Source organism: Pseudomonas sp. P5_B2 (assembly GCF_056400445.1).
Window position 1 is genome coordinate 1 of the sequence record NZ_JBFULH010000042.1, and the last position, 20,789, is coordinate 20,789.

19 protein-coding genes and 1 pseudogene are annotated in these 20,789 nt (G+C 59.3%); 10 read left to right on the plus strand and 10 right to left on the minus strand.

The genetic code is table 11. The features are described from left to right. From AC1DRJ_RS07055 to AC1DRJ_RS07065, 3 genes are all read left to right on the plus strand, one after another. Window positions 1-541, plus strand: a 541-nt coding sequence (locus AC1DRJ_RS07055; RefSeq protein WP_477801472.1) for a beta-eliminating lyase-related protein, incomplete at its 5' end; no start/stop codon positions are given. A gap of 257 nt (window positions 542-798) precedes the next feature. Beyond that, complete coding sequence (locus tag AC1DRJ_RS07060) at window positions 799-1,332, plus strand: REP-associated tyrosine transposase (protein WP_477801473.1); 534 nt, start codon at window positions 799-801, stop codon at window positions 1,330-1,332. A 225-nt stretch (window positions 1,333-1,557) separates the two neighbouring features. Continuing rightward, window positions 1,558-2,382 carry an SDR family oxidoreductase gene (locus tag AC1DRJ_RS07065; RefSeq protein ID WP_477801474.1) on the plus strand — a complete coding sequence of 275 codons (825 nt, stop codon included), beginning with the start codon at window positions 1,558-1,560 and terminating at the stop codon, window positions 2,380-2,382. Window positions 2,383-2,487: 105 nt separating this feature from the next. On the opposite strand, the gene gbcB is transcribed toward AC1DRJ_RS07065, so the two are convergent. After that, window positions 2,488-3,588, minus strand: coding sequence for a glycine-betaine demethylase subunit GbcB (gbcB, locus tag AC1DRJ_RS07070; RefSeq protein WP_477801475.1), 1,101 nt, complete (start codon window positions 3,586-3,588; stop codon window positions 2,488-2,490). 285 nt (window positions 3,589-3,873) lie between these two features. On the opposite strand from gbcB, the gene gbcA reads away from it, so the two are divergent. Continuing rightward, a complete protein-coding gene (gene gbcA, locus AC1DRJ_RS07075) occupies window positions 3,874-5,169 on the plus strand; it encodes a glycine-betaine demethylase subunit GbcA (protein ID WP_477801476.1) in 1,296 nt (431 codons plus the stop codon). 783 nt (window positions 5,170-5,952) lie between these two features. On the opposite strand, the gene AC1DRJ_RS07080 is transcribed toward gbcA, so the two are convergent. The 8 genes from AC1DRJ_RS07080 to AC1DRJ_RS07115 all read right to left on the minus strand — a co-directional run bounded on the left by AC1DRJ_RS07080 (window position 5,953) and on the right by AC1DRJ_RS07115 (window position 15,714). Beyond that, complete coding sequence (locus tag AC1DRJ_RS07080; protein ID WP_477801477.1) at window positions 5,953-7,119, minus strand: retropepsin-like aspartic protease; 1,167 nt, start codon at window positions 7,117-7,119, stop codon at window positions 5,953-5,955. 122 nt (window positions 7,120-7,241) lie between these two features. Beyond that, the gene (locus AC1DRJ_RS07085) at window positions 7,242-7,808 is read right to left on the minus strand and encodes a GNAT family N-acetyltransferase (RefSeq protein ID WP_477801478.1); all 567 of its coding nucleotides are present in this window, start codon (window positions 7,806-7,808) and stop codon (window positions 7,242-7,244) included. Between the two features lie 126 nt (window positions 7,809-7,934). Then, window positions 7,935-8,705 carry an electron transfer flavoprotein subunit beta gene (gene etfB, locus AC1DRJ_RS07090; protein WP_140674811.1) on the minus strand — a complete coding sequence of 257 codons (771 nt, stop codon included), beginning with the start codon at window positions 8,703-8,705 and terminating at the stop codon, window positions 7,935-7,937. A 15-nt stretch (window positions 8,706-8,720) separates the two neighbouring features. After that, entirely contained in the window at window positions 8,721-9,941 is a 1,221-nt protein-coding gene (etfA, locus tag AC1DRJ_RS07095; RefSeq protein ID WP_477801479.1) for an electron transfer flavoprotein subunit alpha, read from the minus strand. After that, window positions 9,941-11,905 carry a dimethylglycine demethylation protein DgcB gene (dgcB, locus tag AC1DRJ_RS07100; protein ID WP_477801480.1) on the minus strand — a complete coding sequence of 655 codons (1,965 nt, stop codon included), beginning with the start codon at window positions 11,903-11,905 and terminating at the stop codon, window positions 9,941-9,943. The genes etfA and dgcB overlap by 1 nt, the downstream gene beginning before the upstream one ends. Before the next feature lie 146 nt (window positions 11,906-12,051). Further along, the gene (gene dgcA, locus AC1DRJ_RS07105) at window positions 12,052-14,112 is read right to left on the minus strand and encodes a dimethylglycine demethylation protein DgcA (RefSeq protein WP_008151900.1); all 2,061 of its coding nucleotides are present in this window, start codon (window positions 14,110-14,112) and stop codon (window positions 12,052-12,054) included. 15 nt (window positions 14,113-14,127) lie between these two features. Continuing rightward, window positions 14,128-14,658, minus strand: coding sequence for a DUF5943 domain-containing protein (locus AC1DRJ_RS07110; protein WP_192299884.1), 531 nt, complete (start codon window positions 14,656-14,658; stop codon window positions 14,128-14,130). A 78-nt stretch (window positions 14,659-14,736) separates the two neighbouring features. Continuing rightward, window positions 14,737-15,714, minus strand: coding sequence for a dipeptidase (locus AC1DRJ_RS07115; RefSeq protein WP_223515836.1), 978 nt, complete (start codon window positions 15,712-15,714; stop codon window positions 14,737-14,739). Window positions 15,715-15,948: 234 nt separating this feature from the next. On the opposite strand from AC1DRJ_RS07115, the gene AC1DRJ_RS07120 reads away from it, so the two are divergent. The 4 genes and pseudogenes from AC1DRJ_RS07120 (at window position 15,949) to AC1DRJ_RS07135 (ending at window position 17,572) form a co-directional block, all read left to right on the plus strand. Continuing rightward, window positions 15,949-16,350, plus strand: a complete 402-nt coding sequence (locus AC1DRJ_RS07120; protein WP_477801481.1) for a lysozyme inhibitor LprI family protein — start codon at window positions 15,949-15,951, stop codon at window positions 16,348-16,350. Between the two features lie 212 nt (window positions 16,351-16,562). Then, window positions 16,563-16,816, plus strand: a pseudogene (locus AC1DRJ_RS07125) (type II toxin-antitoxin system RelE family toxin). After that, window positions 16,800-17,123 carry a helix-turn-helix domain-containing protein gene (locus AC1DRJ_RS07130; protein WP_462048136.1) on the plus strand — a complete coding sequence of 108 codons (324 nt, stop codon included), beginning with the start codon at window positions 16,800-16,802 and terminating at the stop codon, window positions 17,121-17,123. The pseudogene AC1DRJ_RS07125 and the gene AC1DRJ_RS07130 overlap by 17 nt, the downstream one beginning before the upstream one ends. Before the next feature lie 32 nt (window positions 17,124-17,155). Continuing rightward, on the plus strand, window positions 17,156-17,572 hold the full coding sequence (locus AC1DRJ_RS07135; RefSeq protein WP_477801484.1) for a DUF3010 family protein: 417 nt from the start codon (window positions 17,156-17,158) through the stop codon (window positions 17,570-17,572). Window positions 17,573-17,701: 129 nt separating this feature from the next. Here the strand turns inward: AC1DRJ_RS07135 and AC1DRJ_RS07140 are convergent, their stop codons facing one another. Continuing rightward, window positions 17,702-18,646, minus strand: a complete 945-nt coding sequence (locus AC1DRJ_RS07140; RefSeq protein ID WP_477801485.1) for a GlxA family transcriptional regulator — start codon at window positions 18,644-18,646, stop codon at window positions 17,702-17,704. A gap of 194 nt (window positions 18,647-18,840) precedes the next feature. Here AC1DRJ_RS07140 and choX point away from each other — a divergent pair, with 194 nt between their 5' ends. Both choX and cdhC read left to right on the plus strand, forming a co-directional pair. Then, window positions 18,841-19,785, plus strand: coding sequence for a choline ABC transporter substrate-binding protein (choX, locus tag AC1DRJ_RS07145; RefSeq protein WP_477801482.1), 945 nt, complete (start codon window positions 18,841-18,843; stop codon window positions 19,783-19,785). A 74-nt stretch (window positions 19,786-19,859) separates the two neighbouring features. Further along, window positions 19,860-20,747, plus strand: coding sequence for a 3-dehydrocarnitine:acetyl-CoA trimethylamine transferase CdhC (gene cdhC, locus AC1DRJ_RS07150; protein WP_477801483.1), 888 nt, complete (start codon window positions 19,860-19,862; stop codon window positions 20,745-20,747). Window positions 20,748-20,789: the final 42 nt, after the last annotated feature.

A 20,789-nucleotide genomic window follows, 5' to 3' on the forward strand; every position in this document is an offset into this window, starting at 1 on the left:
GGGCCTGAACCTGCACATGGACGGCGCGCGTTTCTCCAATGCCTGCGCGTTCCTCGGCTGCTCGCCAGCGGACCTGACCTGGAAGGCCGGCGTTGACGTGCTGTGCTTCGGCGGCACGAAAAACGGCATGGCTGTCGGTGAGGCCATTTTGTTCTTCAACCAAAAACTGGCTGAAGACTTCGACTACCGCTGCAAACAGGCCGGGCAGCTCGCGTCCAAGATGCGCTTCCTCTCGGCACCATGGGTCGGGATCCTGGAAAACGACGCCTGGCTCAAATACGCCCACCACGCCAACCGCTGCGCGCAACTGCTGGCCGAACTGGTGAGCGACATTCCGGGCGTGGAACTGATGTTCCCGGTGCAGGCCAACGGCGTATTCCTGCAACTCTCGGAACCGGCCATCGCCGCACTGACCGCCAAGGGCTGGCGCTTCTACACCTTCATCGGCAACGGCGGCGCACGCTTCATGTGCTCGTGGGACACCGAAGAAGAGCGCGTACGGGAACTGGCCGCAGACATCCGCGAAGTCATGTCCCGCTAAGCAACAATCTGCCCCACTGATCGTTCCCACGCTCCGCGTGGGAATGCCTCTAGGGACGCTCCGCGTTCCTGCATCACCACCCGTGCAAAGCCGGACATCGTTACGACGCGGAGCGTCAAGGGCTGCATTCCCACGCAGAGCGTGGGAACGATCACGGATAGCCCGTCGCAATTTCCCACTGGTTCCACGACATAGTCCTCTAGCACAGCCACACAACCACGCCCACCCTAGTCATTCCCTTGCAAAGGAATGCACCCATGGGTCGAAGCCGCTACACCATCACCGAAACCGACAAACCACATTTCCTGACCTGCACGATCATGGAATGGCTACCGCTGTTCATCCGCCCGTACATCGTCGACCACCTGCTCAATTGCTGGCGTTATCAGCAAGCCCATAAAGATCTAAAGCTGTATGGCTATGTCATTCTGGAGAACCACCTGCACTTTGTCGCAGGAGCTCCAGACTTGAACAAATGCCTCAGTCAGTTCAAATCCTTCACCGCCCGGCAAATCATCGATGACCTACTGAGCAAGGGTGCGGAGCGCACATTGCAGCGTCTGCGCTTTAGTAAACGCGCGCACAAGCAGGATCGGGTTTATCAGCTGTGGCAGGAAGGCTCACATGCAGAAATGGTGTACAGCGAAACGGTGATGCGCCAGAAGCTCGATTACATCCACTACAACCCGGTGAAGCGTGGGTATGTAGATTTGCCAGAACACTGGCGATATTCAAGCGCCAGAGACTATGCAGGCAAAGAGGGCCTGATAGAAATTCAACGGTGGTACTGAGACAGCGATCGCGTTGATCGTTCCCACGCTCCGCGTGGGGATGCCTCTCGGGACGCTCCGCGTTCCTGCATCACCACCGGTGCAGAGCCGGACATCGTTACGACGCGGAGCGTCCAGGGCTGCATTCCCACGCGGAGCGTGGGAACGATCATTACCTGAAGACATCGTCTACATTGTCTGCGAGCGTTTTGATCCGCTCTCATAACAATAATCAGGAGCGCACGCATGTCATTGAAAGGCAAAACCCTGTTCATCACCGGTGCCAGCCGCGGGATCGGTCGTGAGATCGCGCTGCGCGCGGCGCGTGACGGGGCCAACATTGTGATTGCGGCCAAAAGTGCCGAACCGCATGCCAAGCTGCCGGGCACGATTTTCAGCGTGGCGCAGGAAGTCGAAGCGGCGGGTGGCAAGGCGTTGGCCTTGCAGGTGGATGTGCGTGACGAAGACGCGGTACGAAAAGCCCTGGCCCAAGCCAACGAACATTTCGGCAGCATCGATGCGCTGATCAACAATGCCGGGGCGATCAAGCTGACCGGGGTTCAACACATCGAACTCAAGCGTTTCGACCTGATGCACCAGATCAATACCCGCGCCGTATTGCTGTGTAGCCAGGCCGCCCTGCCCTATCTGAAAAAAACCGGCGGGCACATTCTCAACCTGTCGCCGCCATTAAATCTGGCGACCCAATGGTTCGCGCAATACAGCCCCTACACCGTGACCAAATACGGCATGAGCATGCTGACGATTGGCATGAGCGAGGAATTCAAGAATTACGGCATCAGCGTCAATTCGCTGTGGCCACAGACCATGATCGCCACCGCCGCCATTGAGTTTCAGCTCGGCTCACGCGAGTCGTTCAAGCATGCGCGCACGCCAGAAATCATGGCAGATGCCGCCCACGTCATTCTGGACAGCAGCGGTCGCAGCCTCACCGGACGATTGCTGATTGATGAGGAGATTCTGCGCGAACACGGCGTGACTGAATTCGACCATTACCGCTTTGAGCCCGGCACCCACGACAAGCTGATGCCCGACTTATTCGTGGACTGAAACACCGACCCTTGTAGGAGTGAGCCTGTTCGCGATGACGCCGGAACATTCAACATGGATATTGACTGATCCACCGCTATCGCGAGCAGGCTCACTCCTACAGGTTTAAAACTCGATCCGCACGTCGCCCTTCGGCACGCTGCAGCACGACAGAATGAACCCTTCGGCTTCGTCTTCCTCGGTGATCCCGCCGTTGTGTTCCATCTCGACTTCGCCACCCAGCTTCATCACCTTGCACGTCCCGCAGATCCCCATCCCGCACGCTTTCGGAATCAACAGCCCGAGCTTGGCCGCAGCGGCGTGAACGGTTTCACCAGGCGCCACGCGAATGCTTTTGCCGGACGCGGTGAATTCCACTTGATGCAGGTCCGCCAAGTCGACTTCCGGCGCATCCGCGGCTTGTTCGGCTTGCTCCACGGCGTCGGCGCGTGCTTCGGGTGGCGTCGCGCCGAACGATTCTTCGTGATAACGCGACATGTCGAAACCGGCGGTTTCGAGCATGCGTTTCACCGCGCTCATGTACGGCGTCGGGCCGCAGCAGAACACTTCGCGCTCAAGGAAGTCCGGTGTCATCAGTTCGAGCATTTTGTGGTTCAGGTAACCGCGATAACCGGCCCACGGTTCGCCCAGACCATGCTTCTCGCAGATCAGGTGCAAGCTGAAGTTATCGATCCGCGATGCCATGTGTTCCAGTTCGCGGTGGTAAATGATGTCTTTGGGCGAACGGGCGCTGTGGATAAACACCATGTCGACGTTGCCGTTGGTGTCATAGAACCAGCGCGCCATGGACATGACCGGCGTGATGCCGACGCCGCCGCTGAGGTACAACACTTTCGGCGCGGTGAAGTCCATGGCGTTGAACAGCCCGACCGGCCCGTGCACCGCCAGTTCCTGCCCCTCATGCAGGGTGTCGTGCAGCCAGTTCGAAACCTTGCCGCCCGGCACACGCTTGATGGTCACCGAAAAACTGTATGGCACCGAGGGCGAGCTGGAAATGGTGTAGGAGCGCATGATCGGCACGCCTTCGATTTCCAGCTCCAGGGTGACGAATTGCCCCGGTTTGAAGAAGAACATGATCGGCTGGTCGGCCATGAAGCAGAAGGTGCGCACATCCCAGGTTTCCTGGATGACTTTGACGCAACGGACGATGTGTCGACCATTGGCCCAGGTCTGGGTCGTTACCGGATTCAGGAAGCTGTTGGACATGCTGTTCTCCACCGCCGATGCTCGGCCTTATGTTGGCGATTCTGCGTAACGCGCGGACCACCCATTTACCTATCTGCGACATTCACATACTTATCGCGACCAGCCAGCAGCTACCGGGGGTTGCGCGTCGGGAACAGATTGGGCCATGTCGCCCATGGATAAGGTTCCGGGCAACGCCGGGCCCACACTCGCCCCATACCAAGACACAACCTTTACACCTTGCGTAGCAAACCGTAGCCAAGTCACTTTCGCCGGCCACACAGAATGGCCTTGAGGATCAAATCGATGGACGTCACCGCAAAAATCAGTCTGGGCGATCCACTGGAACCCGCACGCAAGGCCACCGCGCAGATGCTGCAAGAGCGCGAGCGTACTTTCTCGCTGCCGCAGCCGTTTTACTCTGACGAGCGGCTGTTTGATATCGACATGCAGGAAATCTTTCAGAAAGAGTGGTTGATCGCCGGCATGACTTGCGAGATCCCGACCAAGGGCAACTACCTGACCCTGCAGGTCGGCAAAAACCCGATCATCGTGATTCGCGGCGCTGAAGGCGTGGTGCATGCGTTCCACAACGTCTGCCGCCACCGCGGTTCGCGCCTGTGCACCAGTGAAAAAGGCAAAGTCGCCAAACTGGTCTGCCACTACCATCAGTGGACGTATGAGCTGGACGGTCGCCTGCTGTTCGCCGGCACCGAAATGGGCGCTGACTTCGACATGAAGCAGTACGGCCTCAAGCCGGTGAACGTGAAAACCGCTGGCGGATACATCTTCATCAGCCTGTCGGAAAACCCGCCGGCCATTGATGACTTCCTGTCGACGCTGAACCATTACATGGAACCGTACGACATGGAGAACACCAAGGTGGCGATTACCACCACCTTGATGGAAAAGGCCAACTGGAAACTGGTGCTGGAAAACAACCGCGAGTGCTACCACTGCAACGCGTCGCACCCGGAACTGTTGAAAACCCTGCTGGAATGGGACGACGTCACCGACCCTCGCGCCGACCAGGCCTTCAAGGACCACGTCGCCGCCTCAGCCGCTGCCTGGGAAGCCGAGAAGATCCCTTACGCCCACGCCAGCTTCGGCCTGCGCAACCGCATCGTGCGCATGCCGCTGCTCAAAGGCACCGTGTCGATGACCCTGGACGGCAAACAGGGCTGCGCCAAGCTCATGGGCCGCATCAAGAACCCGGACCTGGGCTCGATGCGCATCCTGCACCTGCCACACTCGTGGAACCACTGCATGGGCGATCACATCATCGTCTTCACCGTGTGGCCGATCAGCGCTCAGGAAACCATGGTCACCACCAAGTGGATCGTGCACAAGGACGCGGTTGAAGGGGTGGACTACGACGTGGAGCGCATGCGCAAGGTCTGGGACGCCACCAACGACCAGGACCGTCGCCTGGCCGAAGAGAACCAGCGCGGCATCAATTCCACCGCGTACCAGCCAGGGCCTTACTCCAAGACCTATGAGTTTGGCGTGGTGAACTTTGTGGACTGGTACAGCGAGCGGTTGCTGAATAACCTGGGAGCTGAGCCTGCGCCGTATCTCAAAGGTGTTCCGGTCCAAGGCTAAGTCAAAAGCTTCGCGAGCAAGCCCGCTCCCACATTAGATCGGTGGTGTTCATAGACGTTGTGAACGACACGGTCGAGTGTGGGAGCGGGCTTGCTCGCGAAAGCGCCATCCCTGACAACACGTCCTTTCCCCGATATCCCTCCCCCGATCCAGAACTGTACGAAATATGATCTATTCCGTTCAGCGCTATGCCGCCCGCACCTCCCAGCCTTTCACAAACAAGTTATCCACACCTCCACCCACAGCTATTGGGGACAAGTGTGTTTTTCCGAAAACTTTCTCCACAGAAACCAAAGAAAATCCGTGACTTATCCAGAACCCCGCTTTTGAACAGCGGCTGGTTGTTTTTTGATCGAAAGCTTACAGGGAACGTTCGACGTGGCTTGCAGAGGATGGCGAACACCTTATCCACAGAAGCGCCAACAGACTTTGGGGGCAACTTCTGCGGATCTGTGGAAAACCGTTGAAAGCCGCGATAAATCGAGGTTTCCGGACAGTTTACCGGTCCAAAACGATAGATTGGTCGTTATTTAATCAGCCACCTGAAAAGCCCGGTTTACATGGCCTGTAGCGGTTAGCGAACATCTTATCCACAGAAGCGCCAACAGAGATTGGGGGCAAGTATTGAAAAACGGGAAACCTTATCCACTGCAAAAAGTCTGTAAAAACCGTCAGTTAGGCTGGTTGTTTTTTGTACGAAGGCCTAAAGGGCTTGATTTGTATAGGGTGTAGCGAGAGGCAAACACGTTATCCACAGAAGCGCTAACAGGGTTTGTGGGTAAATCAGATTTTATTCAAGCACGACCGACCTGATTCAGTGTCCAGGTTCAATTCATAGTCATTGAATGCCCGCCACCCCAGCAGAATCGAAGGTACGTACTGTCCCGACACCAACGACGGAGGAATGGTGAAGCCCGGGTAATATTTGTAGGTCATAACCCTCGTGCTCCCGGACAAATCCAACTCGCCCTTGAAGATCTGGTGATGCGGGTTTCCGGCGACGTGAATGGGATAGTCGCCCGGCGCGGCGGACGTCAGGTAATCAACATTCCCGGTATCCAGAATCGCCAGCGTCGCCCGACCATCCAGCCGTGCGGCAATGGTCAGTCTTTGATTGATGTCTGCACGCGAATAGCTAATGGGTGAATCGCATCGCGCAGGAGGCTCAGCGTTAAGTGCCAAGGTCTTTTTCGTGAGCTTCAGGCGCCCCAACTTACCGATCAGATCAAGCCCCAACAAGTTATCCCGGTCACTGACAAACACCAGGACGTTCTTGAACTCGCTCCCGCCGATCTTCAAAGACTCGAAGATCCCGAGTTTGGCCGACAGGTCATGCTCGCCATAATAGGTGCTGTAGCCGTAATGGGAGTCGGTCAACAACGTGATGCCCATCCGCTTGGCAGTTTTGTCGTTGAGCCGGGTTTGCGGGGCGCCGGTGTCCAAGATAAAGCGTGTCGAGACACCATTGGCCGCTTTGACGTTGATGTAGGGCAGCACTTCGTCTGCGACGTACCCCTCACTGGGGCGTGGATAAATCGGCAGCACCTCTCGCCGTTGGGAGTTGGTCACCGAAAAATCGCCGACCGCGCGCAGGGTGGCAAGCGATTGGCGGCCAAACATGGAAAACAAGACGTTGAGCTCGGGGTCATTCGCGATGGCCTGAGCATGGCGGCGCTTGATCGCCAGGTAGTAATCAGGCAACTGATTGGCGACTTTGGCCTCGAACATTCGGGCGAAAACGGATACTGAACAATCGAGGTTATTGTCGGCGTCCACCACCTTGTCGCACTGCTCGCGCAGTTGGGCCAGGGACGCTGTTTGCCCCTGCTCCGACTCTAGCCATTGGTAAAAATCCTGATCGGGCTCAGTGTTGACAGCCGCCATCAACCCCACAGGCACGCACATCACAGCACAGAGCAACCAGGTTGCACGCCTACGCAAAACCTTCATATTCAACCCACGCATAAAAACCAGTTTTATGACTCAGCGCTGAACCTCTGAAAGCTCCGTAAACCCTTAACCAGCGCACAGCAAAACTGTAGCTCACTGCGCGGGAGGTCGAGTGGCAGCCCTTAAGGCCGGTACATCAGATAGGCGTCACCCGTGACCCGAATCATCGGGTGGGGCGTGATCTGGCAGGTATCGACGATACGAAAGCCATGTCGCTCGTAAAACCGCCGGGCCCCGGTGTTGGCAGCATAGTCGATCAAGCTGAGGCCATTTAGGCCCAGTTGGTTGGCCCGATCGTAGGCGTAGGCGAGGAATTGCTTGCCCAGCCCCAGGTTCCGCCAACCCTCATGCAGTGCGAGGCTGGAGATATAAAGGGTGTCCGGGATTTCCATTTTCGCGTACGGCGCCAGCACCGGGTCGGTGACGGGCGCCGCCATCGGGTCATGACGCATCACGTAGCTGTGCATCATGCCAATGACATTGCCTTCGGCATGCGCGATCACGCAGTTCTGCCAGGAAAAATCCACGTCGTCACGGGCGTAACGGCTCGCGCCTACATCAAGCAGATCCTGGCCGTGCTGCGCCAATTGGCTCCAGATGTAATCCGCGGCCCCTTCTGATGAAATCTGAAACAACCGAGCTATCTCCCGCGCATCGCTGCGCAGGGCCGAACGAAATTCAACGGTCATTAATTTTCCTTTGTGGGAGCGGGCTTGCTCGCGAAGGGGCCGTCAGCCTCAACATTTGTGTCAACTGTCAGGCCGCTTTCGCGAGCAAGCCCGCTCCCACATTTTTTGATCTGTGCTGGTGATCCGCTACCGGACCACGCCTTCTTCGATCAGTAACTTGAGAATGGCCTCTGCACCCGCTTGCGCCGTCACGCCTTTAAGCACCTGCCCGCCGCCCCCACTGGCCTTGGCCGTGGCTGCTTTCATCCGGTCCGCGCCGCTCTTGGCCTTGATCACCTTCAGGCGTTTTGGCCGCGGTTTGGCCGGTTGCAATGTGGCGACCGCGAGCAGTTCATCGTCGATCACTTCGACTTCATCAGCTTGCAGCACGCCACGTCGAGCCGGGCCATAGGCGCTCTGCCGAGGCTTCGGCGCAGCGTTATCCACAGTGGCGAGAAACGGCAGGCGTACTTTCAAGCGACGGCGTTGACCGCGAGGCAAGGCTTGCAGCACCAGCGCTGAATTACCGTCGATGGATTCAACTTGAGCCAGCCCCACGACCAGCGGCCAGCCGAGGCTTTCGGCCAGCAGGAACGGCAGCATGCCCGAGCCTTCACCGGTTTCCGCCTGACTGCCGGTCAGCACGACCTGCGCCCCCGCGTCGCGCAAATAAGCGGTTAGTGCCGGCAAGGCATCGGCGCCTGACGGTTGTTCCAGCACATGCAACTGTTCCAGGCCCATGCCCAGATAAGCGCGAAGCGCCGGTTCCGCGACGTCGCCTGCGTGCAGCACTTGCAGGTTATCCCCTGCCAGTTGCAGGCCCAGTTCCACCGCCCGCGCATCCTGCTCCGCGCGACGTGGCCGGCCCGAAGTCGGGTGGGCGCCGATGGACACCAGGCTAATGATTTTCGTGCTCATAACCCTTTCCTTCCCTTAAGCCGCATCGCGCTTGGCGTCGTTGCGGTATGCCGCTACCGCATCGATCAAGGCTTGAAGAATATCGGCGCTCTCGCCGATCACCGACAGGTCGGCCCGTTTGATCATGTCGCAACCAGGATCCAGGTTGATCGCCACCACCTTGTCGCAGGCACCGATGCCTTGCAGGTGCTGGATCGCCCCGGAAATGCCCACGGCCACGTAAACCCGCGCGGTGACCCAGGTGCCGGACGCGCCGACCTGACGGTCACGCGCCATGAAGCCATCGTCCACCGCCACGCGGGAGGCGCCTTCGGTGGCGCCCAACGCTTGGGCGGTGCTGTGGAAAAGTCCCCAGTCCTTGACCCCATTGCCGCCGGAGAAGATGAACTCGGCTTCGGCCATCGGAATAGCCGCCGGGTCCACCGCCACCGCGCCCAAATCCTCTATGCGCGACAAGCTGCGGGCCACCGCTGTGGATAACTCCACCGGCAGCGCTTCGTGACGGGTTTCACTAACCGGTTCGGCGCATTCGGCAGCCGCCAGAATCAACCGGGCAACCGGACGTGCAAGGTCTTGCAAACCGGCACCGGCGCGGCCGATGCACTCCTGATCCTTGACCTGCCAGACCCGTGTGGCCGGGCGTTCGCCCAGTGCGGCAGCAAAGCGACGGCCGAGTTCGCCACCGCCACTGCGGCTGTCCGGCAATAGCCAATGACGCGGGCTGAACTGGTTATCCACAGCCCGAAGACCCTGGACGCGTTGTTCCGGTGCATACCCGCTGAATTCGTCGCCCTCCAAAACCAGCAAGCGATCAACGCCTGCCGTCGCGAAGGCATTCTCTTTGTGCTCGCCAAAGACCACGGCCAACACCGCACCGTCCTTGCCGGCCAATTGATGAGCCAGACCGAGCAAATCGCGGTCGTGGCTGCTCAAGCGGCCACCGACCATGTCCGGCACCACGCTGATGTAGAACGCCGGTGCAGGCACTTGATGCAGCGGCAATTGCACTTCAACAGCAGCCGCGCGTTTGGTCGCCCCGCCCTGTTGAGCGCCGCTACGGTCGATACGCTTGATGCCGTTGGGGCCGATAAAACCGATGCCGTGCAGATTCTTGCGGATGACGCCGTTGGGGCCCATCCAGCTGTGTTGCGCCGGTTGCATGGCCGCGTGCAGCGGGTGCAAGCGGTTACGGGCAATCCATTCGGCGCGGGGGTCGCGGCGGATAATGTCGCTCATCAGTGGGCCTCCGCGGGTTCACGTTGGGCCGGTGTCGCCGGTTTGCTCGGGGCTGCGTCTTCGAGCAATGCGTCGGCCACCAGTTCGGCGATGTCCTTGATCAGTGGACGCGGTTCGACCACGCCTTCGAGCATCGCGGTGCATTGTGGGCAGCCCACGGCCACCAGTTCGGCGCCGGTTTCGCGGATGTCTTCCATGCGCATGTCAGGGATCCGTTGCTTGCCCGGAATGTCGGTGATCGGCGCGCCACCGCCACCACCGCAGCAGCGCGAGCGGAAGCCGGAGCGTTGCATCTCTTTCACTTCGATGCCGAGGGCGCGCAGCACTTCGCGCGGCGCCTCGTATTCGCCGTTGTAGCGGCCGAGGTAGCACGGGTCGTGATAGGTCACGCTGCTGCCTTTGTGCTGGCCGAGGTTCAGGGCGCCAGCGCCGATGATTTCCGCCATGTAGGTGCTGTGGTGCTGCACGAGGTAGTTGCCGTCGAAGGCGCCGTACTCGTTTTTCAACACGTGGAAGCTGTGCGGGTCGCAGGTGACGATGCGGTTGAAGCTGTACTTGGCCAGGGTCTGGATGTTGCGCTTGGCCAACAACTGGAACGTCGCCTCGTCGCCCAGACGTCGGGCGACGTCACCGCTGTCGCGCTCTTCCAGACCGAGCACCGCGAAGTCGACCTTGGCCGCTTTCAGCACTTTGACGAAAGCGCGCAAGGTGCGTTGGTTGCGCATGTCGAAGGCGCCGTCGCCGACCCAGAACAGTACGTCGACAGATTTCTTCTCGCTCATCAGCGTGAGGCTCAAATCCGCCGCCCAGTTCATCCGCCCGCCCGGTGCAAAGCCGCCCGGGTTGTCGGTGGCGATCAGGTTTTCCAAGACTTCGGCGCCTTTGTTTGGCGTGGCGCCTTTTTCCAGGGTCAGATGGCGGCGCATGTCGACGATGGCGTCGACGTGCTCGATCATCATCGGGCATTCCTCGACGCAGGCGCGGCAAGTGGTGCAGGACCACAGGGTTTCAGCATCCACCAGACCGTTGACGATCGGTTGATGCGGATTGCCGGCGTGTTCGCCGATGGTCTTGCCACTGCCGTCAAGGGATGGGTAGGGGCTCCCGGCGAACTTGGCATCGGTGCCACCGGCCAGGCCAACGACCATGTCCTGAATCAGCTTTTTCGGGTTCAGCGGCTGGCCGGCAGCAAACGCCGGGCAAGCAGCTTCGCACTTACCGCACTGCACGCAAGCGTCGAAGCCGAGCAGTTGGTTCCAGGTGAAATCCTTGGGTTTTTCCACGCCCAGCGGCGCGGTCGGGTCGTTCAGGTCCAGCGGTTTCAAACCGGTGGAACGACCGCCATTAAAACGCTCGGCGCGACGGTGCCAGGCCAGGTGCAGCGCGCCGGCGAAGGCGTGCTTCATCGGCCCGCCCCAGGTCATGCCGAAAAACAGTTCCGAAACGCCCCACAGCACGCCGACGCCGAGGATCGCCGCCACCAGCCAACCACCGAAGTTTTCCGGAAGGATGCCGGCGACCGGCAAGGTCAACAGGAAGAATGATGCCGAGAACGCCAGCAGGCTTTTCGGCAGGCGCATCCACGGGCCTTTGGACAACCGCGCTGGCGGGTTGCGCCGACGCAGGTAGACAAAGATCGCACCGACGAACATCACTGCCGTCATCAATAGCAGCGCATAACCGAGGATGCGGTTATGCAGGCCAAAACCGTGCACCAGAATCGCCAGCGCAATGGACGCCACCGCACCACCGGCCGTAGCGACGTGGGAGTTGGCGATATATTTGTCCCGCGCGACAACATGGTGCAAATCGACCATGTAGCGCTTGGGCATGGCGAACAGGCCGCCGATCAGATCGACTTTCGAAGCCCGGCCCCGGCGCCACATAGCCACCCGTCGCAACGCGCCGAGGACAGCAAGGCCCAAGGCAGCGAACAACAGGATTGGAAGAAGGGTGTTCAACATGGTGGAGCTCCCACGCGACTCATTGATCGTTCCCACGCTCTGCGTGGGAATGCCTCACCGGACGCTCTGCGTCCGCTTTTGAATGTGACGCGGAGCGTCACGGGCTTCATTCCCACGCAGAGCGTGGGAACGATCAGCTCACCGGCTTAGAAATCCTTGCACAACCGCAGTGCGTCATAGATCGCCGCGTGGGTGTTGCGTTGCGCCACGCAGTCGCCGATGCGGAACAGCAAGTAGCCGTCGCCCGCTTGGCTCAATGAAGGTTGCGGCTTGATCGCGAACAAGGCTTCGATGTCCATCTGGCCTTTGTTGCGCGAGCCTTCCTTCATGGCGTAGTAGATTTCCTCGTCCGGACGCACGCCGTTCTCGACGACGACCTGATCCACCACCCGCTCCTCTTTGGCGCCGGTGTATTCGTTTTCCAGCACCGCCACCAGCTTGTCGCCTTCGCGGTAAACCTTCTCCAGCATCATGTCCCCGGTCATGATCACTTCTTTCGGGTACATGCTGCGGTAGTAGGTCGGGAACGAGGTGCCGCCAATGGCCACGCCCGGTTTGATGTCGTCGGTGACGATCTCGACCTGGCTGCCTTTGTCGGCGAGGAAGTCGGCGGTCGACATCCCGGTGAACTCGCAAATGGTGTCGTAGACCAGCACGTTCTTGCCCGGTGCCACCTTGCCGTCGAGGATGTCCCAGCTGCTGACCACCAGGCCTTCAGCCGCGCCCCAGTGTTCGTTCTGCTCCAGGAATGGATGACCGCCAACGGCAAGCACCACCACGTCCGGACGCAGGTCGAGAATGGTCGCCGCATCGGCTGCCACGCCCAGGCGCAGGTCGACTTTCAAACGCGCCAGTTCCAGCTGGAACCACCGGGTGATACCGGCGATCTGGTCCCGTTGCGGGGCTTTCGAAGCAGTGGTGATCTGCCCGCCGATGAATTCTTTCTTCTCGAACAGGGTCACGTCGTGGCCGCGTTCGGCAGACACGCGCGCCGCTTCCATCCCGGCAGGGCCGGCACCGACCACCACAACCTTGCGCTTCACACCGGTCGACTTCTCGATGATGTGTGGCACGCCCATGTATTCACGGGAGGTCGCGGCGTTCTGGATGCACAGCACATCCAGCCCTTGGTACTGGCGGTCGATGCAATAGTTGGCGCCAACGCATTGTTTGATCTGGTCAACCTGGCCCATTTTGATCTTGGCGATCAGGTGCGGATCAGCGATGTGGGCGCGGGTCATGCCGACCATGTCCACATAGCCGCCTTCCAGAATACGGGTCGCCTGGTTCGGGTCCTTGATGTTCTGCGCGTGCAACACCGGCGCCTTCACAACTTCCTTGATACCGGCCGCCAGGTGCAGGAACGGCTCCGGTGGATAACTCATGTTCGGAATAACGTTGGCCAGGGTGTTGTGGGTATCGCAACCCGAGCCGACCACACCGATGAAGTCGATCATGCCGGTGTCGTCGTAATACTTGGCGATCTGTTTCATGTCCTCGTGGGACAAGCCGTCCGGGTGGAATTCATCACCGCACAGACGGATGCCGACGCAGAAATCCGGGCCGACTTCCGCCCGTACAGCCTTGATAACTTCCAGGCCGAAACGCATGCGGTTCTCGAAACTGCCGCCCCATTCGTCGGTACGTTTGTTAACCCGTGGGCTCCAGAACTGGTCGATCATGTGCTGGTGCACCGCTGACAGTTCGACGCCGTCCAGGCCACCGGCCTTCGCCCGCGCCGCAGCGCTGGCGTAGTTGCCGATCACACGCCAGATTTCCTCCGGCTCGATGGTTTTGCACGTCGCGCGGTGTACCGGCTCACGGATGCCCGACGGCGACAGCAGGGTTGGCCAATGCTCGCCGTCCCAGCGCGAGCGACGACCCATGTGGGTAATCTGGATCATGATCTTGGCGCCATGCTTGTGCATGGCATCGGCCAGGTTCTGGAAGTGCGGAATGATCCGGTCGTCGGCCAGGTTGACCGATTTCCACCAGCCTTGCGGGCTGTCGATGGCCACGCTGGAGGAACCGCCGCAAATCGCCAGGCCGATCCCGCCCTTGGCTTTCTCTTCGTAATACTTGACGTACCGGTCGGTGGTCATGCCGCCGTCGGTGGCATAGACCTCGGCGTGCGCAGTGCTGAGCACGCGGTTACGGATGGTCAGTTTGCCGATCTGGATCGGCTGGAACATTGCTTCGAAAGCCATGGCGGGTTCCTCGACTTACAACGGCTTGACGGTGAACAGGCCGTCGTCGTGGCCTTCTTCGGAGCCACCGTAGACTTGCTCGGCAACCGTACGGATCTTGCTGCCACGGGCTTGCAGAATCTGGTCCATGGCACCGGCAAACCAGCCGGTGAACATGTAGTCGACCTTGCGCCCGACCTTGCCGTACACGTAGACGAATGCCGAGTGTTCGAGCTTGACGCTGGCGGTGCCTTTGTCGAGATCGATATCCTGGATCTTGAACAGGCCCCAGCCACGTTGCGACAGGCGTTTCATGTAGTGCTCGAACACCGCAACGCCTTCCAGGCCGTGGCATTCAGCTTCTTTTTCACACCAGTGCCACGCGGATTTGTAGCCGGCCTTGTAGAGGATTTCGGCGTAGGCTTCGGCACCCAGCACTTCCTCGATGCCGATGTGGTTGTTGACGAAGAAGTGACGCGGCACATACAGCATCGGCAGGGCGTCGGAGGTCCAGACACCGGTTTCGCTGTCGACTTCGATTGGCAATTGCGGGGCGATCTTGGCCATGGAAACTTAACTCCAGAAAATTCGTTGTGTTGCCCCCGGCACGGACGGCCGGGGGAAAGGATTCAGAGATGCGGTGGCTTATTCGCCCCAAACGTCTTTGAGGACGTTCACCCAGTTCTCGCCCATGATCTTGCGCACTACACGCTCGGAGTGGCCGCGCTTGAGCAGGGTTTCGGTCAGATTCGGGAACTCGCCCACGGTGCGGATGCCCAGCGGGTTGATGATCTTGCCGAAGCTGGTCAGGCGGCGGGCGTAGCCTTTGTCGTGAGTCAGGTATTCGAAGAAGTCCTGGCCATGGCCCTGGGTGAAGTCGGTGCCGATACCGATGGCGTCTTCGCCGACGATATTCATCACGTACTCAATGGCTTCGGCGTAATCGTCGATGGTCGAATCGATACCCTTGGCCAGGAACGGCGCGAACATGGTCACGCCGACGAAACCGCCGTGATCGGCGATGAACTTCAGTTCTTCATCGGACTTGTTGCGCGGGTGAACTTTCAGACCCGACGGCAGGCAGTGGGAGTAGCACACCGGTTTCTTCGATTCGAGGATGACTTCTTCAGACGTCTTGGAGCCAACGTGGGACAGGTCGCACATGACGCCAACGCGGTTCATCTCAGCGACGATTTCTCGACCGAAACCCGACAGGCCGCCATCGCGCTCGTAGCAGCCGGTGCCCACCAGGTTCTGGGTGTTGTAGCACATCTGCACAATACCGACGCCGAGCTGCTTGAACACCTCGACGTAACCGATCTGGTCCTCAAAGGCGTGAGCATTCTGGAAGCCGAAGAGAATGCCGGTCTTGCCTTGCTCTTTGGCCTTGCGGATGTCGGCGGTGGTGCGCACCGGAATCACCAGATCGCTGTTCTCGCGAATCAGCTTCTGGCTGGCGGCAATATTGTTGACGGTCGCCTGGAAGCCCTCCCACACCGACACGGTGCAGTTGGCTGCAGTGAGACCGCCCTTGCGCATGTCTTCGAACAGTTCACGGTTCCACTTGGCAATAATCAGCCCGTCGATAACGATGCTGTCGGCGTGCAATTCGGCTGGGCTCATCAGGCTGTCCCCTATTAGCGATTCATGCGCCGAATCGTATGCCGGCGCTTTGGGGCCAGCATATGCCTCGGTGCCTCGGTAGCCGGGTGCAAAAACGACAGGGGGTTTGCCGAAAGCGTCAATCCGCGACAAAGGGTCGCCGTCGGACCTCTCAGGCCACCTGTTCAAGGGACTGCGCATGGGCCAGAATTCGCTGCTTTACTGAATGCACTATTGGATTGGGGCGGCGGCGCAATGAAATCGATCTTCCTGGCTTTGGCACTGATAGCGACCGGCGTACACGCGGCGGAAGAGTCCGACGACAATCCCTGCGACAAAGTCGAAAACGACGTCCAGACCCTGGAATGTTCGGCCTACAGCAGAACCGCCGCCGAAGACTTGCTCAAGGACAACTATCAAAGCCTGGCCGAGCGCATGCAAACGGGCTACGGCAAGAACCCGGCACAACTGGCCGACATCACCGCCAAGCTCAAGGTCGCCCAGCAGCAATGGCTGAAGACCCGGGATGCGGATTGCGCGGTTGAAGTGTTTCCAGCGACGAACGGCAGCAAGGCGTTCACCATTGCGCAGAATGACTGCGTGGCGCGGATGAGTGATGAGCGGTCGGAGTTTTTGGAGTCGATTGGGCAGGAGTGATGTAATTCGTTTGTCGGTCGCTGGCACCATCGCCAGCTTTCGCTCCCTAGGAATGATCTTTCCTACGCACATGGCTGACCAAGCCTACGACGTTCCCAATACCACGAAATAGGCGCGGTCAGCCGGGTAACATCCCGACATTCTTCGTTAATTGGCCAACGTGAAAATATAAGCAAAGATTCGCAAATCTTATAAAAGACTTATATTCTCCCATGAACAACATTCACTGGACTCGAAAGGCCGTTAAGCAGCTTCTGAAATTGCATTCCGTTCACCAGATCCAGGTCCGTGATGCCGTCTCGGTGCTAACCGGCATGCCTGATATCGGCAACGTCAAAGTCTTGTCGGTCATAACTACGCCTATCGACTCCGAGTAGGTAATTATCGAGTCATGTTCGACTGGGACGGCGCAATCAAAGTGGTCAGTATTCAAGAGGTCAAAAAACGTGATGAACGCACCTACTGACGTTCAAATCATCAACGATGCAGACGGTAACCCCGCTTTCGTGGTCATTCCCTACGCGCAATATGTGGCGCAGAAAATTGAGCCCGATCTGATTCCCCATGAAGTGGTCAGCCGCATCGTCGATGGCGCGACGCCAATTCGCGCCTGGCGCGAACACCTGAACCTTACGCAGGATGAAGTTGCCAAACGCATGGGCATCTCCCAGCCGGCCTTCGCCCAACAGGAAACTGTCGCAAAACCACGTAAGGCGACCCGTGAAAAAATTGCTGCCGCTTTCGGCATCAATGCCGATCAGCTTGAGCTGTAAGCGGCACTGAACTATTTGTGAAAGGGATCGAAATGAAAATCTGCGGCATTGAAATCAAAGGCAGCGAAGCGATCATCGCTTTGGCCTCCCTCGACGACCAAACGCTAAGCCACGTTGCATCGGCCACCAAGAAAATCGCCCTCGACGATGATGAGGACGCGGCGAACGTCAAAGTTTTTGCCGCTCAGGTCGCGTCGTTCGTGCGTGAAAATTCCATCGACCGGATCGTGATCAAGAAGCGCAGCAAGAAAGGCGAGTTCGCCGGTGGGCCGACCACGTTCAAGATCGAGGGTGTGTTTCAGTTGCTGGAAAATTGCGAGGTGACGCTGCTGTCGCCGCAGACGATCAATGCGCAGAGCAAGAAGCACAACTTCGAACTGCCGGCGACGCTGAACAAGTATCAGCATGAAGCCTACAAAGCGGCCTGCTCGGCATTGATGAAGAAGTAAGGCCCAAACAGATCAAAACTTTAGGAGTGAGCCTGCTCGCGATTGCGGTCCGTCATAACAAAGATGTTGACTGATCCACTGCCATCGCGAGCAGGCTCACTCCCACAGGGTTGTGGGGTGCTATCAGAATTACGCTTTCGCGGTGCGTCGGTCTTCCCGCGGACACCGCTCAAACTTCGCCCGATAACTTCGGGTGAAATACGACGGCGATTCAAACCCGCACGCAATGCTCACCTCCAGCACACTCATATCCGTCTGACGGAGCAACTGCCGCGCCTTTTCCAATCGCAATCGCAGATAGAAATTGCTCGGCGTGTCATTCAGGTGCAAGCGAAACAAGCGCTCCAGTTGTCGCCGTGTCACCTTGATCGATTCCGCCAGTTCCAGCGTGCTCAATGGCGGTTCGCTGTGCTGCTCCATCTCGCCGATCACATGAACCAGTTTCTTATTGCTGATGCCATATCGCGTGGCGACTTCCATGCGCTGGTGGTCTTTGCGCGGGCGGATGCGGCCGAGTACGAATTGTTCGCTGACCTGGATCGCGAGATCCGGACCGTGGGCCTGGGCGATGAGGTCGAGCATCAGGTCGATGGAGGCGGTGCCGCCAGCCGAGGTGATGCGACGGCGGTCTATCTCGAACAGCTCCTGGGTGACGCTCAGCTGTGGATAGGATTCCTTGAACGCGTCGATGGCTTCCCAGTGCAGGGTCAGGCGATGGCCATCGAGCAGGCCGGCTTCGGCGAGGATGAAGCTGCCGGTGTCGATGGCGCCGAGGGTCACGCCTTCATTGTCGAGGCGACGCAGCCAGTGCTCCAGCGCCGGGGTGGCAAATTTCAGCGGTTCAAATCCGGCGACCACCAACAGGATCGCCCCTTTCTTTAGTGGCTCTAGCGCCGCGTCGGCGTTAACCGACATACCGTTACTGGCCAGAACGGCCCCACCATCGGGACTCAACACATGCCAGCGATACAGCTCGCCGCGAAAGCGGTTGGCGACCCGCAGCGGTTCGATGGCCGAGATAAATCCAATGGCCGAGAAACCCGGCATCAACAAGAAGTAGAAATCCTGGGACATGGAGCGCACTCGGTTGGCGGGTAGCGTGTGGATGTTGATACGCCACTTGTCGATGGCATTCAAGAGGGCGGGTCGCTGCAGTGCAAGAGCTGGTCGCCGTAGTGCGCTTTCATAGGCCCTTAGCTGCGTAACGTGGCATCACCGGCACGCAAAGATGACCGGACCCACAATAATGAACTGCCGAGGAACCTGAGATGAAACGACTGATCAGCAGCTGTGTTCTTGCACTCAGCGGTACCGCTTTGCTGAGCGCCAGTGTCATGGCCGCCGAACCCGCGTCATGCCAGAACGTGCGCATGGGCGTAGTGAACTGGACTGACGTAATCGCCACCAGTGCCATGACCCAGGTCCTGCTCGATGGCCTCGGCTACAACACCAAACAAACCAGCGCGTCCCAGCAAATCATCTTTGCCGGGATCCGCGACCAGCGCCTGGACTTGTTCCTCGGTTACTGGAACCCGCTGATGACCCAGACCATCACCCCGTTCGTCGATGGCAACCAGGTCAAAGTGCTTGAAGCGCCAAGCCTCAAAGACGCCCGCGCCACCCTCGCCGTACCGACTTACCTCGCCGACAAGGGCCTGAAAACCTTCGCCGACATCGCCAAGTTCGAGAAAGAACTGGGCGGCAAGATCTACGGCATCGAGCCTGGCTCGGGCGCCAACACCCAGATCAAGGCAATGATCGCCAAGAACCAGTTCGGTCTCGGTAAGTTCCAACTGGTCGAGTCCAGCGAAGCCGGCATGCTCGCGGCGGTGGATCGCGCCGTGCGCCGCAATGAGGCCGTGGTGTTCTTCGGCTGGGCGCCGCACCCGATGAACGTCAACGTGAAAATGACCTACCTCACCGGCAGTGACGACGCCTTGGGCCCGAACGAAGGCATGGCCACGGTCTGGACCGTCACCGCGCCGAAATACACCGAGCAATGCCCGAACATCGGCCGCTTGCTGAGCAACCTGACCTACTCCGCCGAAGACGAGAGCCGGATGATGCAGCCGCTGCTGGATCACAAGGACGCTTTCGAGTCGGCCAGGCAATGGCTGAAAGATCACCCGCAAGACAAACAGCGCTGGCTCGAAGGCGTGACCACCTTCGACGGCAAACCCGCGGCTGAAAACCTGAAACTCACCAGTAAATAAACCTGTACCGAACCACCGATTCGCAGCCCGACAGGGCTGCGAACAGACTAATCACGCCTGTAAGGAACAACCTCATGAACCACGACGTCATCATCACCTGCGCACTCACCGGTGCTGGCGACACGACCAGCAAGAGCCCTCACGTGCCGGTCACCCCGAAACAAATCGCCGCGGCCGCCGTGGAAGCCGCCAAGGCCGGCGCCACCGTGGTCCACTGCCACGTGCGTAACCCCGAAACCGGCAAGTTCAGCCGCGACGTGGCGTTGTACCGTGAAGTGATGGAGCGTATCCGCGAGGCCGACGTCGACATCATCGTCAACCTCACTGCTGGCATGGGCGGCGACCTGGAAATCGGCGCCGGCGAGAACCCGATGGAGTTCGGCCCGAACACCGACCTGGTCGGCCCGCTGACCCGTCTGGCGCATGTCGAAGCACTGCTGCCGGAAATCTGCACCCTCGATTGCGGCACCCTGAACTTCGGCGATGGCGACACCATTTACGTGTCCACCCCGGCGCAACTTCGGGCGGGCGCCAAACGCATTCAAGAGCTGGGCGTGAAAGCCGAGCTGGAAATTTTCGACACCGGTCACCTGTGGTTCGCCAAACAGTTGATCAAGGAAGGCCTGCTCGACGACCCGTTGTTCCAGCTCTGCCTGGGCATCCCGTGGGGTGCACCGGCCGACACCACCACCATGAAAGCCATGGTCGACAACCTGCCGGCCAATGCGGTGTGGGCAGGCTTTGGTATCGGGCGCATGCAGATGCCGATGGCGGCACAAGCGGTGCTGCTCGGTGGCAACGTGCGGGTTGGGCTGGAAGACAACATCTGGCTGGACAAGGGTGTACTGGCGACCAACGGCCAACTGGTCGAACGCGCCGGCGAAATCCTCAGCCGCCTCGGCGCCCGCGTGCTGACGCCGGCGGAAGGCCGCAAAAAAATGGGGCTGACCAAGCGCGGTTAACGGCTAACAACTCTTTCCACCTGTGGGCGGGCTTGTGTGGTG